This is a genomic window from Occallatibacter sp. FHG110214_02 (genome assembly GCF_059115385.1).
Window position 1 is genome coordinate 72,477 of sequence record NZ_JBZYWK010000001.1, and the last position, 12,734, is coordinate 85,210.

General features: G+C 58.8%; 14 protein-coding genes. 8 read left to right on the top strand and 6 right to left on the bottom strand.

Annotated elements, in window-relative coordinates:
* Window positions 1-45 precede the first annotated feature (45 nt).
* On the bottom strand, window positions 46-492 hold the full coding sequence (locus tag AC5S3R_RS00295; RefSeq protein ID WP_494264604.1) for a PIN domain-containing protein: 447 nt from the start codon (window positions 490-492) through the stop codon (window positions 46-48).
* Window positions 489-734, bottom strand: coding sequence for a type II toxin-antitoxin system Phd/YefM family antitoxin (locus AC5S3R_RS00300; protein ID WP_494264605.1), 246 nt, complete (start codon window positions 732-734; stop codon window positions 489-491). Before AC5S3R_RS00300 ends, AC5S3R_RS00295 begins: the two co-directional genes overlap by 4 nt.
* Before the next feature lie 70 nt (window positions 735-804).
* On the opposite strand from AC5S3R_RS00300, the gene abc-f reads away from it, so the two are divergent.
* Window positions 805-2,787 (top strand): ribosomal protection-like ABC-F family protein, encoded by a 1,983-nt coding sequence (abc-f, locus tag AC5S3R_RS00305; protein ID WP_494264606.1) that lies wholly within the window; start codon window positions 805-807, stop codon window positions 2,785-2,787.
* Here the strand turns inward: abc-f and AC5S3R_RS00310 are convergent.
* Window positions 2,784-3,998, bottom strand: coding sequence for an MFS transporter (locus tag AC5S3R_RS00310; RefSeq protein WP_494264607.1), 1,215 nt, complete (start codon window positions 3,996-3,998; stop codon window positions 2,784-2,786). The two genes, abc-f and AC5S3R_RS00310, sit on opposite strands and share 4 nt — an antisense overlap.
* A gap of 108 nt (window positions 3,999-4,106) precedes the next feature.
* On the opposite strand from AC5S3R_RS00310, the gene AC5S3R_RS00315 reads away from it, so the two are divergent.
* From AC5S3R_RS00315 to AC5S3R_RS00340, 6 genes are all read left to right on the top strand, one after another.
* Window positions 4,107-7,013 carry a phosphoenolpyruvate carboxylase gene (locus AC5S3R_RS00315; RefSeq protein ID WP_494264608.1) on the top strand — a complete coding sequence of 969 codons (2,907 nt, stop codon included), beginning with the start codon at window positions 4,107-4,109 and terminating at the stop codon, window positions 7,011-7,013.
* A 44-nt stretch (window positions 7,014-7,057) separates the two neighbouring features.
* Window positions 7,058-7,531, top strand: a complete 474-nt coding sequence (locus AC5S3R_RS00320) for an HXXEE domain-containing protein (protein ID WP_494264609.1) — start codon at window positions 7,058-7,060, stop codon at window positions 7,529-7,531.
* Window positions 7,532-7,763: 232 nt separating this feature from the next.
* A complete protein-coding gene (cysK, locus tag AC5S3R_RS00325) occupies window positions 7,764-8,738 on the top strand; it encodes a cysteine synthase A (RefSeq protein ID WP_494264610.1) in 975 nt (324 codons plus the stop codon).
* Window positions 8,739-8,882: 144 nt separating this feature from the next.
* Window positions 8,883-9,608, top strand: coding sequence for a serine O-acetyltransferase (cysE, locus tag AC5S3R_RS00330; protein WP_494264611.1), 726 nt, complete (start codon window positions 8,883-8,885; stop codon window positions 9,606-9,608).
* A gap of 34 nt (window positions 9,609-9,642) precedes the next feature.
* A complete protein-coding gene (locus tag AC5S3R_RS00335) occupies window positions 9,643-10,026 on the top strand; it encodes a type II toxin-antitoxin system RelE/ParE family toxin (protein WP_494264612.1) in 384 nt (127 codons plus the stop codon).
* 31 nt (window positions 10,027-10,057) lie between these two features.
* A complete protein-coding gene (locus tag AC5S3R_RS00340) occupies window positions 10,058-10,429 on the top strand; it encodes an XRE family transcriptional regulator (protein ID WP_494264613.1) in 372 nt (123 codons plus the stop codon).
* 3 nt (window positions 10,430-10,432) lie between these two features.
* Here the strand turns inward: AC5S3R_RS00340 and AC5S3R_RS00345 are convergent, their stop codons facing one another.
* The 3 genes from AC5S3R_RS00345 to AC5S3R_RS00355 form a co-directional block, all read right to left on the bottom strand.
* Window positions 10,433-10,897, bottom strand: coding sequence for a YraN family protein (locus AC5S3R_RS00345; RefSeq protein ID WP_494264614.1), 465 nt, complete (start codon window positions 10,895-10,897; stop codon window positions 10,433-10,435).
* 127 nt (window positions 10,898-11,024) lie between these two features.
* On the bottom strand, window positions 11,025-11,360 hold the full coding sequence (locus AC5S3R_RS00350) for a YegP family protein (protein ID WP_494264615.1): 336 nt from the start codon (window positions 11,358-11,360) through the stop codon (window positions 11,025-11,027).
* Window positions 11,361-11,502: 142 nt separating this feature from the next.
* On the bottom strand, window positions 11,503-11,940 hold the full coding sequence (locus tag AC5S3R_RS00355) for a YidB family protein (RefSeq protein ID WP_494264616.1): 438 nt from the start codon (window positions 11,938-11,940) through the stop codon (window positions 11,503-11,505).
* A gap of 240 nt (window positions 11,941-12,180) precedes the next feature.
* Between AC5S3R_RS00355 and AC5S3R_RS00360 the strand changes: the two genes are divergently transcribed.
* A complete protein-coding gene (locus tag AC5S3R_RS00360) occupies window positions 12,181-12,681 on the top strand; it encodes a DUF3761 domain-containing protein (RefSeq protein WP_494264617.1) in 501 nt (166 codons plus the stop codon).
* Window positions 12,682-12,734: the final 53 nt, after the last annotated feature.

The following is a 12,734-nucleotide window of genomic DNA, read 5'->3' on the forward strand; positions in this document are numbered from 1 at the left end:
ACGAGGCCGTGGATGCTATGTCCACGGCCTCATTGATTTCAATGCTTATTGTTCTTCGAGAATCGCATGGAGCAGCGGGTGGCGCTTCTTCGCAAAAGGGTTGATGATTGTTACACCTTTCGCCACAAATCCGTCCTGCATATCTTCGGAGAGCAGGATGCGGCAGTCGGCTTCTGCGGCAGCACACAAAATTACAGCATCCCAAAGGCTGAACTGATCGAGCGTTAAGTCCACTGCGCTTAAAAGTGCAGTGGGCGAAGTTTCGGTTACTGCAAAGGCGTTGCGCCAACTCAGGGCTGCGGTACGTGCGGCTGACTGAGTTCGTCCGGCCTTGCGAGTGAGAACCTGAAACAGTTCTCCAAGCACCTGCACGGAAAGCACGATATTGTTTTGCGGAATCGCTTCAATAAGGCTGAGAGTTTCTCGTCTACGCAGTGAACCGTTGGCGCCTTCCGCGTAGACCAGAATGTTGGTATCGAGCGCAATTCTCACGCTTCGTCCTCGTAGAGTTCCTCTCGTGTCCAGCGGCCAATCTGCGTGGTGGGCTGTTTGCGGAGGCGCGTAAAGAGCGCGGCGCGTGCGCCCATTTCTGTTTTTCCTGGAGCCTCAATGGGGGACAGTCTTGCTACAGGCTGGCCATGGCTGGTAACCACATAGCTGCGTCCTTTGCGGACATTCTGCAAAAGTTGCGAGAACTTGCGGTTTGCATCGGCTGCGGAGACAGCTTTTTCCATATTCGTCTCCATGTAGTGATATTCACTACTATAGCGCAGATTCGTTGCTTCTCTGCGAAAATAGAGAAGAATGCTTTCTTTGCAAAATGCGGGTAAACGGTTTGGGGCGCGCGTGCTGTTTATGGACGCGAACTGGTTGATTCGTCCGAAGGAAAAGACGGCGCTGGTGGGCGCGAATGGCACGGGAAAGTCCACGCTGATGAAGGTGCTGGCGGGCGTGGAGCAGCTTGATTACGGCGAGATGCAGCGGACGCGCGGCATGAGCATTGGCTATCTGCCGCAGGAGGGTCTGCAACTCACGGGGCGCACGATTTTCGATGAGTGCCTGACGGTCTTTGACGAGATTCACGCGATGGAGCGCGAGATTGAGCAGCTTGGTGTGCGCATGTCAGAGATTGACCATGCGAGTGCCGAGTATGAGCAGACGGCGGAGCGGTTTTCGCTGCTGCAGGAGCGCTTCCAGGCACTGGACGGCTATGCGCTCGGTGCGCAGGTTGGCTCGGTGCTGATGGGGCTGGGCTTCAGCAAGGAAGACTGGTCGCGGCGCACGGAAGAGTTTTCCGGCGGCTGGCAGATGCGCATTGCGCTGGCGAAGCTGTTGCTGGCCAAGCCGAATCTGCTGCTGCTTGACGAGCCTACGAACCATCTTGATCTTGAAACGCGCAACTGGCTTGAGGAATATCTGAAGGCCTATCCGTTTGGGTACATCCTTATCTCGCACGACCGATATTTTCTTGATGTGACGATTGATCGCACAGTCGAGATATGGAATAAGAAGCTCGGTATTTACAACGGCAACTATACGAAGTATCTGTCGCAAAAGGACGAGCGGAAGGCGCAGCTTGAGGCTGCTTATAAAAATCAGCGCGACCAGATTGAGCATCTTGAGGCGTTCATTAATCGCTTCCGTGCGCAGGCTACGAAGGCGAAGCAGGTGCAGAGCCGCATCAAGGAGTTGGAGAAGATTGAGCGCATCGAGATTCCTGAAGAAGAGCCGGTGATTCACTTCACCTTTCCGCAGCCGCCGCCTTCGGGGCGCACGGTTGTGGAGGCGGAAGGCTTATCGAAGAGCTATGGCGAGAAGCACGTGCTCAAGGATGTTCGGTTCACGATTGAGCGCGGCGACCGCGTGGCGCTGGTGGGCGTGAATGGCGCGGGTAAATCGACGCTCATCAAGCTGCTGACGGGCGTGGAGCAGCCGACGAGCGGCGTGGTGAAGATGGGCCACAACGTTGTCAGCGAGTACTTTGCGCAGGACCAGTACAAGGTGCTGGACCCAGAGGCACGGATGCTGGATGACATTAGCCGTGCGGCGTTGAAGGTGCCTGAGAGTGAGTTGCGTTCGCTGCTGGGATGTTTTTTGTTTCGCGGCGACGATGTTTTCAAGAAGCTTGGCGTGCTTTCAGGCGGCGAGCGGAACCGCTTTGCGCTGGCGCGGATACTTGTTTCGCCGTCGAACTTTCTCTTGCTCGACGAGCCAACGAACCATCTCGATATGCGTGCGAAAGATGTGCTGCTGGAAGCGATTGCCAACTTCAGCGGTACAGTAGTTTTTGTTTCGCATGACCGGTACTTTCTCGACAAGCTTGCGACGCGCGTGCTGGAAGTAGTGGATGGGTCTGTTACCAGTTACGAAGGCAACTACGAAGATTACACACGGAGTAAAGAAGCACAGGCCACCGGCATTGCCGATACTGCAGCTTCGGCCTTGTATCAGGGCACGACTTCAGTCGTGCCGAAAACTCCGCAAGACAGCAACGGGGCTTTAGCCCCCGTAGACAGTAAGCCAGAACCAGAGCTTGCAAAGGAAAAGCCGAAGCGGCTGAATCCCATCAAGCAGAAGCAGATGGAAGAGCGCTGTGCGTTTCTTGAAGAAGAGATTCCGCGCATTGAGTCTTCGATTGCTACGACGGAAGAGCAGCTTGGCGTCTTTGTCTCTGCGCAGGAGACGCAGCGGCTCACTACACTTGCGGAAGACCTGCGCGGGCAGCTTGCATCGCTTACTTCCGAGTGGGAAGAGCTGATGCTGCAGCTGGAAGAGCAGTCGGCTTAGTAGTTGTGCCTGTCGGTGGCGAAGTAGGCGAGCGCGATGACTGGCAGCACGAGGCCGATGAGGGATGCAAGGTGCCAGCCTCCGTGGGCGTAAGCCCATGCGCCTAACGCGGAGCAGATGGCTCCGCCTGCGAAGAACGTTGCCATGAAGAGCCCGTTGAGGCGGCTGCGGTATTCCGCACCGAGCGAATAGATGGCGCGCTGGCCGATGACGAGGCTCGACGCCACTCCGAAGTCGAGCAGGATGGCTCCCAGTGTGAGCAAGGCAATGGACGCGAAGCTGCCGCTGTGCAGGATGCGTGTGAGCAGGAAGCCAGCAAAGACGGAGGACATCGCAAGGCCTGTTGCAATGCGGCTGTGGCCGCGGTCGGCGAGTGTTCCGGCAAGCGGTGCTGCGAATGCTCCTGCTACGCCTGCGAGTGCGAAGAGTGCGATGCCGCGCTGCGAGAGATGGAACTGCGAGCCTGCCAGTAACAGCGGCGAAGTGGTCCAGAAGAGCGAGAAGGCTCCAAAGAGCAAGGCTTGGTAAAAGGCGCGGCGGCGCAGGATGGGCTGCGTGCGATAAAGCCACTGCATGGAGTGCAGCAGCGCGCCGTAGTGCTTGCCCGCTGCGGGTTGCCACGGCGGCATTAACGTTGCAATGGCGAGCCCGATAAGCGCCATGAGCGCCGCGCCGATGTAGAAGATGGCGTGCCACCCCCACAGGTCTGTGACAAAACTGGCGACGGGGCGCGAGAGCATGATGCCGATGAGCAATCCGCTCATTACTTGGCCGACGACGCGGCCACGCATGTGTTCCGGCGCAAGATGCGAGGCGTAGGGCACGAGGATTTGCACGGCTGTAGAGCTGAGGCCGATGAAGAGCGACGCGGTGAGGAATGCCGCGGTATGCATAGCGATCCCCGCAACGAGCAGCGCGATGCAACTGATAGCCAGTGCGGAAAGAACGAGCCGCCGCGTTTCAATCAAGTCGCCGAGCGGCACAACAAAGAGCAGCCCGAGGCCGTAGCCGATTTGCGTAAGTGTGACGATGAGGCCGGCGGTGCTGATATCCATGCCGAGGGCCTGCGCAATGGGCCCGGCGATGGGCTGCGAGTAATAAATGTTGGCTACAATGATGCCGCAGGCCACGGCAAGCAGCATGAGCACGCCACGCGGTACGGTATGCGTGGAGTGGGCTTCGGCTGCGGGTTGGGTGGATGCGGTACTCATGAATGCGTTTTGCGCGAAAGCGCTGTCTTTATAATTGGATGAATCGTCGGTTAGTTAGATTCCCGAAGCTCATTTGTTATCCCACATTTCAAAAGCGAGATGCGCGGCATGCGCATTCCATACGTGGCGGATGCCTGGCTGCAGTTCGCCGCATGCGCAGTGCTCGTGCATAATCAAGATACGATGGCACTTTTGTGGAATCCTGAGAGCTGGTCGAAGCGGCTGGCTGAGTTGGAGGCGCGGTCTGGTGATCTGAAGGCCGCTCCGTTGCGCCGTGACGTTCGCTCGTTGGGGATTCTGCTGGGCGAAGTGCTGCGCGAGCAGGCCGGGGACGAGCTGTTTGAGGCCGTTGAGGCGCTGCGCAAGGGAACGATTCGCCGGCGTGCGGCGGAGGCGCGGCACAATCGCAAAGAGGCTACGCGGCAGGATGCCGAAGCGCTGAAGCTGGTGCACAAGCTGGACGTGGAGCAGGCGGTACTGCTGACGCGTGCCTTTGCGTTCTACTTTGAGCTCATCAATCTTGCGGAAACGAATCATCGCAAGCGCCGCAGGCTGGCCTTGCAGCTTACCGGTGAGACGGCTTTGCAGCGCGGCTCGCTGGCGGGCACCCTTGCCGCAATGAAGCGCGTGGGCATCCGTGCTGAGGAAGCGCTGGAGTGGCTGAACCGCGTGCTGATTGTGCCGGTGTTTACGGCGCATCCCACGGAGGCGGCGCGGCGCAGCGTGATGGTGAAGCGGCGGCGCATTGGCGAGTTTCTTGCTGCGCTGGATCGCATGCCGATGGCGCCACAGGACCTTGCGCGGCTGGAAGAATCGATTCGTGCGGAGATTACGAGCCTGTGGCAGACGGATGAAGTGCGCTCGCACAGACCCACGGTGTATGACGAAATTAAGATGGGGCTCGATTATTACGATGTCTCCATCTTTGCCACGCTGCCTGCGCTTTACCAGGAGATTTCCGAGGCGCTGCGTGCGGTTTATGGGTTGAGCATTGAGGCGCATGAGCTGCCGCAGGTGTTGCGTTTCGGCTCGTGGATTGGCGGTGACCGCGATGGCAATCCGTTTGTCACGCCGGAGGTGACGAGCGATTCCATTCGCATGGCGCGGGCACATCTGCTGGCGTATTACCGGCAGCAATTGGAGCGCGTGATTAACCTGTTGACGTCGAGCGCGCAGCAGGTTCCGGTGAGCAAGGAGCTTCGCAAGCGGCTGGATGAGTACATTGACCAGTTGCATGTTCCGGCGGAGCAGGTTTTTGGCGCGCAGTTTGAGTTTGAGATGTACCGCCGCTTTGCGCTGTGTGTAAAGGCGCGTGTGCGCAGGACGCTGGAGGCAACGGGCGGCGGCGCGGCTCCGCCGTGGAGAGATGTGGTGGCGCAGGGCCACGAGCTGTTGGCCCAGGCGCTGCCTGCGTATGGCTCGGCGCGTGAGCTGCTGGACGATCTTGAAACGCTGCGGAGTTCGCTTGCGGAGAATCGCGGGCTGCGCATTGCGCGCTCGCAGATTGACCCGCTGATCCTGGCTGTGCGTACGTTTGGGCTGCATCTGCATACGCTCGATATTCGGCAGCATGCAAAGATTCATGCGCAGGCGCTGAAGGAAGCGAGTGCCGATGCCATTGCGCCGGAGTTGCCGGGCGGCCTTTCGGAAGAGACGGCGAATGTGCTGGAAACGCTGCGCGTGGTGGCGGAGGCCAAGCAGAACGGCTCGCCGGAAGCGATTCGGCAGTATGTGATTAGCGGCGCCTCCAGTGTGGAAGACGTGCTGACAGTGGTGCGGCTGGCGCGACTGGGCGGCGTGCATGTAGCGGGTTCCAAGCATGACCCCGGCTTGATGCCGGTGCCGTTGTTTGAGTCGATTGAAGATTTGCGCAATGCTCCGGCCACATGCCGCGAGCTGTGGTCACGGGCGGATTATCGCAAGCTGCTTGCGTCCTGGGATAACTGGCAGGAAGTGATGCTGGGCTACTCCGACGGCAACAAGGATGGTGGCATGCTGACGAGCACGTGGGAGATTTTCCGCGCGCATCGCGATCTGCATGAAGTGGCGCGGGAATGCGGCGTGAAGCTGCGGCTCTTTCACGGGCGCGGCGGCACGGTAGGACGCGGCGGCGGGCCAACGCATCGCGCCATCTTTGCGCAGCCTAAGGATGCCTTTGAAGGGCAGCTTCGCATTACGGAGCAGGGCGAGGTTTTGAACTTCAAGTATGCGGACGAGGTGCTGGCGGAACGCAATCTTGAATTGATGATTGCGGCTTCGCTGGATGCGCTGGCGCGTCCGAATGCACGCGACCCGAAGGGGCACTTCAGCGGCATTATGAAGCCCACGTGGGAAGCAGCGCTCGATGAGTTGTCAGAGATTTCGTTCAAGTTTTATCGCGAGAACATTCTCGATAATCCCAGCGTGATTACTTACTTTGAGGAATCGACGCCGGTGGGTGAACTGGAGCAGGCGAAGATTGGCTCGCGGCCCTCGCGGCGCAAGGCTACGCGGAACATCTCGGACCTGCGCGCCATTCCGTGGGTCTTTGGATGGACGCAATCGCGCTTGCTGGTGCCGGCGTGGTTCGGCGTGGGCTATGCGATGGAGCAGTTCCTCAAGAAGCGCGGCGCGGTAACGCTGCTGCGCGAGATGGCGCGGGAGTTTCCTCTGTTCATCGACCTCATTCGCAACGTGGAGATGGCGCTGGGCAAGGCCGACCTCGCTACGGCGAAGCTGTATTCCACGCTGGTGGAAGATAAGAAGCTGCGCGAACAGGTGTACGGCATGCTGGAGGATGAGTTCCATCGCAGCGTGAAGGCGGTTCTTGCCATCACCGGGCAGAAGGAACTGCTGGAAGGCAACCAGGTGCTGGCTACTTCGATTCGCCTGCGCAATCCTTACGTGGACCCGATGCACTTGATTCAAGTGGATATGCTGCGGCGCAAGCGCAATGGGGAGAATACGCCGGAAGTGAACCGCGCAATTGCCGCGACGATTAGCGGCATTGCTGCGGGCCTTCGCAACACGGGTTGATTCTTTCCGCGCTATTTGGCCGGACTGTTTCATCAGGGACGCCTATGTCGTACCGCAAGCTGCAGTGGCTTTTTCCGGTTGCTGTTGCCGTGCACAATGCCGAGGAAGCGCTTACCATGCCGCGATGGGTGCATGAGCATTGCGGCATGCTGCCGTTTTGCCCGCAGGCAGGGCCGCTTCGGCTTGCGTTGCTGGTGTCTGCACTTGCCGCGTTTGCTGTGACCACTCTGAGCGCAAGAAACGGCAAGCAGAGCTTTGCGGCTTACCTGCTCTTTGGCGGCATGTTTACGATGCTGCTGAATGTCTTCGTGCCACATCTGCCGGCGACGCTGCATTATCGGCAATACACGCCGGGCGTGATTACTGCTGTGGCAATCAATCTTCCTCTGATGAGCTATTTGATGGTGCGGGGTGTTCGCGATGGGTGGGTGAGCGGACGCAAGGCCTTCGCTTATGCCGTACTGGTTCCGCTAGCCATCGGAGGGGCGATTTTTGCGTTCTTCCGGCTTGCTTCCTGATTAGCCTCCATGAGGCAAATGCGTCCATGCGCTTGCCACATGGAACCCTCGCGGTCTACCCTGTCTGCATGCGTCGATGTCGCTAACGCCGATCTGGTGCGAGTGCCGACGCTGACGTGTGCCCTGATTGCGCGCGTATTTTCCCGCCTGACCTGCTCCACCATTCCCTGAACACAAATTGGATTTTTTCGAGAATAGCCGGGAGATTTCCCGCCGAAATGAGGAGAACACAATGGCGCGCATTGCAGCGAATATTACTGAACTCATCGGAGGCACGCCGCTGGTCAAGCTGAACCGCTTGTCCGCGGGCCTGCCCGGAACCGTGGTGGCCAAGCTTGAGAGCCGCAATCCGCTGGCCAGTGTGAAAGACCGCATTGGCTTTGCCATGATTGACGCGGCGGAGAAGGCCGGCAAGATTACGCCGGGCGAGACTGTGCTGATTGAGCCCACCAGCGGCAACACGGGCATTGCGCTTGCGTTTGTGGCGGCGGTGAAGGGCTACAAGCTCATCCTCACCATGCCGGAGACGATGTCCGTTGAGCGGCGCGTGCTGCTGAAGGCTTTTGGCGCGGAGATTGTGCTGACGCCCGGACCGAACGGCATGAAGGGCGCTATCGCCAAGGCCAACGAGATTAAGGAAAAGACCCCCGGCGGCTTTATCCTGCAACAGTTCGACAACCCGGCCAACCCGGCGATTCACGTAGCGACGACGGGGCCCGAAATCTGGACCGACACGGACGGCAAGGTGGATATTCTCATCTCCGGCGTGGGCACGGGCGGCACCATTACCGGCATTGCCAGCTACATCAAGCCGCTGAAGCCGGAGTTCAAGGCCATTGCTGTGGAGCCGGTGGACAGCCCCGTGCTGAGCGGCGGCAAGCCGGGCCCGCACAAGATTCAGGGCATCGGAGCAGGCTTTGTGCCGTCGATTCTCGACACCAAGCTGATTGACGAAATCGTCCAGGTGACCAACGACGAGGCCATCGACATTGCCCGCCGCGCCCCGAAGGAAGAAGGTATCTTCATTGGCATCTCGTCCGGCGCGGCTCTGGCTGCGGCGCTCAAGGTGGCGGCTCGTCCGGAGAGCGAAGGCAAGCTGATTGTGGCGATTCTGCCCGACTTCGGCGAGCGCTACTTGTCGAGCGTGCTGTTTGACGCGCTGCGGCAAGAGGCTCTGGCGCTGCCTACGGAAACGGTTACGGTGTAAGAACAGGGGATAGGGTGTCGGGTATAGGGTATAGAAAAAGCTCTTCGCTATCAGCCGGATGTGCAAACATCGGGCTGTTGAGTGCAAAAGACGCTGGCTCTTCCACTCCCTGTACCCGATACCCGATACCCTGTACCCTGACTTATGTTCCAACGTATTCGCGAAGATATCCGCTCGGTCTTCGAGCGCGACCCGGCTGCTCGTTCGTGGCTTGAGGTTGTTACCTGCTACCCCGGCCTGTGGGCGGTGTGGCTGCATCTGCCCGCGCATGGGCTTTGGCATGCGGGGCTGCGGTTGCCTGCGCGCATTTTGTCGCAGATTGCGCGGTTCTATACCGGTATTGAGATTCATCCCGCCGCTACGATTGGACGGCGTTTGTTCATCGACCACGGTATGGGCGTGGTGATTGGCGAGACAGCCGTGGTGGGCGATGACGTGACGCTCTACCAGGGCGTAACGCTGGGCGGAACAGGCAAGGGACACGGCAAGCGGCATCCTACTATCTCGAACGGCGTGTTCATCGGCAACAACGCCAATGTGCTGGGCAATATCACCATCGGCGAAAACTCGCGGATTGGCGCAGGCTCGGTGGTGCTGGCGGATGTGCCGCCGAACTCCACTGCCGTGGGCGTGCCGGCGCATATTGTGTATAGCAACGGCGAGCGCGTGCTGATTCTTGACCCGCATGACATTAAAGACCCGCTCTCCGATGCGTTGATTGCGCTTTCTGACCGCGTGGATGAGCTGGAGGCAAGGCTGGGAGCGACGGCAGCACAAAAGCCGTTTGCCGCCGAAGAGGCTGACCGCTCGGCATACCGCAAGGAGCTTTCGCAGCTTGCGGAGTATGTGTCGATGGGTGAAGGCATCTAAATCTTAAATATAATTTCTATGGTATATTCCATCTATGTCATATGAGGTGGAAGTCTCGGACGAGTTTAAAGACTGGTACGAGCCGCTTTCACTGGAAGAACAGCTTAGTGTCAGGCAATCGGTAACAATGCTTGCAGATGCCGGGCCAGCTTTAAGCTTTCCGTATAGCAGCGGTATTGAGGGATCAAAATACGGACATATGCGCGAGCTGCGAGTTCAACATCAGGGACGGCCATATCGGATTCTCTATGCCTTTGATCCCAGGCGAGCCGCATTTTTATTGATTGGCGGCGACAAAACAGGGGACGATCGCTGGTACGAACGAATGATCCCAAAGGCAGACTCTATTTATGAGCGGCATCTGCAGGCATTAGAGCGAGAACATCGGGTTGAGGACAAGCGAAAGCATTCCCGGTAAACCGATCACGCGAAGAAGGATGGAGGGGCACATGGCGATCAAGTGGGACGATCTCAAGCACAAGGGTTCTCCGGAACAGCGTGCGAAGGCGGAGCAGGAAGCACGTGCTGAACTTGAGCGCATCGGCTTTTACAAACTGCGCCAGGCACGCCAGCAGACACAGGTAGCTGTGGCGAAAAAGCTTAAGATTGCGCAGGGTGCGGTTTCGCGGATGGAGAGGCAGTCGGATTTTCTGCTGAGCACGCTTCGTGAGTATGTGGGCGCGCTGGGAGGGCAGTTGGAGTTGCGGGCTATTTTTCCGGATGGTGATTTCGTGATTGAGACGCTGACCCAGGAAAAGCCGGTGAAGAAGAGCCCGGCCCGTGCCAAAACTGCGGGCCCTAAGGCTACTGCCGCTCGTTAGCAGCTAATATTTCTGGCCCCATCCGAACGAATTTTCAAAATGCACAATCTCCGGCTTGTGGCCGGGGAGCAGGTAGACGCTCATCACGTCAAAGCGGACTGCTGGAAGCGTTTCACGCGAAGACTGCCGCAGATAAGCCCGCGCCAGCCTTCGCAGCGTCATGCGTTTGTGTTCGTCTACGGCGGACTCGGCAGGTGTAAGGTCGCGGGCGGTGCGGGACTTCACCTCAAAGAAGCAAAGCGTCTCGCCCTGCCATGCGATGAGGTCCACATCGCCGCGCACGTGTCCGGCAGACCAGCGGCGCGCTACGACGGTGTATCCCTTGCGAAGCAGATGGAAGAAGGCGGCGTCTTCTCCGCGCATGCCTGCGGCTAAATGGGCAGGCGTTGCGTCGCGGCGGCGCGTCACAGCATCCAGCACAGCAACCGTGCGCTCAAGCAGCGCAACACGCATGGATGTGGGGAGCATTGTTTCTCATTGTGAGGGCGATTCGCGGCGGTTGCAAGCGTAAAAAAGAAAGCGGAACCGCCCGGAGGCAATCCCGCTTCGTTGGTAGTGCGAAGGCCCGATATGCCCGCACAAAATTGATGTTGTTTTACTCCGTCTCGTCAACGACGGCGGCGTCAGGCGCGTTGGCCTTGACCGACTCGATGCCGTGATCGCGGCTCTCTTCGGTCTTGTAGCCCTGGCTGGTGCCGATAATCTCGTGGTTGCCGGCCTTGAGGTTGAAGCGGAAGTGGCCGGCCTTGTCGGTCAGCTTGGTGTAATGCGCGTCAATCGTGGCATTTTTCTTCACGGACGCGATGCCGTTCTCTGCCGAGGGCTTGGCCTTGTACATTTCGCTGGAGAGGATAATCTCGCCATTGCCGGCCTTGAGATGGAAGTAATACTCGCCATCCTTGGCTTTCTTAATCTCAAACTTGCCTGCCATTCTTTACCTCGCCTGAAAAATCAAAAGATAGGGGGGAGCATCTGTTCTGTTTAGTTGCGCACAAATAGCCATAAGTTGTACGGCTGCCGACAAATCGCCGGTAACCGTACAAGTCCGTGTGCGGTACGGAAAAGAGGGGAGGCTAAACGAGCTTGCCGAGAACGGACGTCAGAAGCGAACCGGCATCAGGGGCCGGCGTTGCTCCGGGCTGGCCGTCTGCGGTTACATGTCCGGCTGCAATGGTGTGGTTCAGCAGCACGGGAAGCACGGTTCCGAGGCCGGACTTGATGGTGTCAGCAGACATGCCGGTGCGCGCGGCTACATTGTCGATGAGGCCAGTGCCGGCAAGCGCGGACTCAATCGTGTTGGGGTCAATTGCACTTGTGTTGCCGCTGGCGATATCCGAAATCAGGCTGCCGGCGCCGTTCTGCTGGAAGGACTGGATGAGGTTGCCAATGCCACCCGTGCCGCCGAGCTCCTGCAGCAAGCCGCCCGCAACGGCAGAGTGATCGACCGCGCCACCGCTGTTGCCGCCTGCAAGTCCGCTCACCAGATTTGTTACCGCGTCAAAAATGCTCATAATCTTACTCCCCTTTCAAAAAACCCATATTTTGGGCTGGAACACAATATAACGTCAGATGTAAAGCTGGTCGATGAAGGTTGTACAAATTTTTGCCGCACAAGCATTTCCCGGAACTTCGGGACAGCACGGAGAATTTTTTTTGCATCTGAATACTCAGTGCGGTACGATTTGGGACTCGGGCCGGGTATTCCTTAATTTCAAGAGCCTGATTCTCCCCATCAGGAAGGATGGAAGTACATGAAAGCGAAATTTCTGGTTGCAGCGGCAGCCGCGTTAATTCTGGCTCCGTTGGCGATTCACGCGCAGGCCCCCGCCGGCGCAACGGGCAAGTGTAAAGACGGTACATACACGACGACTCCCACGAAAAAGGGCGCCTGCCGTGGCCATAAAGGTGTAGATACATGGCTCGCGGCTGCCCCTGCTCCCGCCGCCGCTGCCCCTGCTGCTGCTCCGGCAGCCAAGCCCGCAGCTCCTGCTGCAACTCCCGCCCCGGCCCCGACGCCTGCTGCTACCCCGGTTGCCAAGCCCACCACCACCAAGGCAGCCAAGGCCCCCAAGACCGTTGCCCCTGGCGGCGGCCCCGGAGTGGTTTGGGTGAATACCGGCACCAAGGTTTACCACTGCTATGGCAGCGACCCTGCTTACGGCACCACCAAGGCCGGCAAGTATGAGAGCGAAGCCCAGGCCAAGGCCGACGGCGCTCGCGCCGCCCGCGGCAAGACCTGCTCGGCGAACTAAGCATTCCTTCGCAGCGCAAGACAAAAGGGCCGGAGCAATCGCTCCGGCCCTTT

Bases quoted from the DNA above. Each gene is read 5' to 3' on its own strand.
- AC5S3R_RS00300 (WP_494264605.1), bottom strand. From the start codon at position 734: ATGGAAAAAGCTGTCTCCGCAGCCGATGCAAACCGCAAGTTCTCGCAA.
- abc-f (WP_494264606.1), top strand. From the start codon at position 805: ATGCTTTCTTTGCAAAATGCGGGTAAACGGTTTGGGGCGCGCGTGCTG.
- AC5S3R_RS00310 (WP_494264607.1), bottom strand. From the start codon at position 3,998: ATGAGTACCGCATCCACCCAACCCGCAGCCGAAGCCCACTCCACGCAT.
- AC5S3R_RS00315 (WP_494264608.1), top strand. From the start codon at position 4,107: ATGCGCATTCCATACGTGGCGGATGCCTGGCTGCAGTTCGCCGCATGC.
- AC5S3R_RS00320 (WP_494264609.1), top strand. From the start codon at position 7,058: ATGTCGTACCGCAAGCTGCAGTGGCTTTTTCCGGTTGCTGTTGCCGTG.
- cysK (WP_494264610.1), top strand. From the start codon at position 7,764: ATGGCGCGCATTGCAGCGAATATTACTGAACTCATCGGAGGCACGCCG.
- cysE (WP_494264611.1), top strand. From the start codon at position 8,883: ATGTTCCAACGTATTCGCGAAGATATCCGCTCGGTCTTCGAGCGCGAC.
- AC5S3R_RS00335 (WP_494264612.1), top strand. From the start codon at position 9,643: ATGTCATATGAGGTGGAAGTCTCGGACGAGTTTAAAGACTGGTACGAG.
- AC5S3R_RS00340 (WP_494264613.1), top strand. From the start codon at position 10,058: ATGGCGATCAAGTGGGACGATCTCAAGCACAAGGGTTCTCCGGAACAG.
- AC5S3R_RS00345 (WP_494264614.1), bottom strand. From the start codon at position 10,897: ATGCTCCCCACATCCATGCGTGTTGCGCTGCTTGAGCGCACGGTTGCT.
- AC5S3R_RS00350 (WP_494264615.1), bottom strand. From the start codon at position 11,360: ATGGCAGGCAAGTTTGAGATTAAGAAAGCCAAGGATGGCGAGTATTAC.
- AC5S3R_RS00355 (WP_494264616.1), bottom strand. From the start codon at position 11,940: ATGAGCATTTTTGACGCGGTAACAAATCTGGTGAGCGGACTTGCAGGC.
- AC5S3R_RS00360 (WP_494264617.1), top strand. From the start codon at position 12,181: ATGAAAGCGAAATTTCTGGTTGCAGCGGCAGCCGCGTTAATTCTGGCT.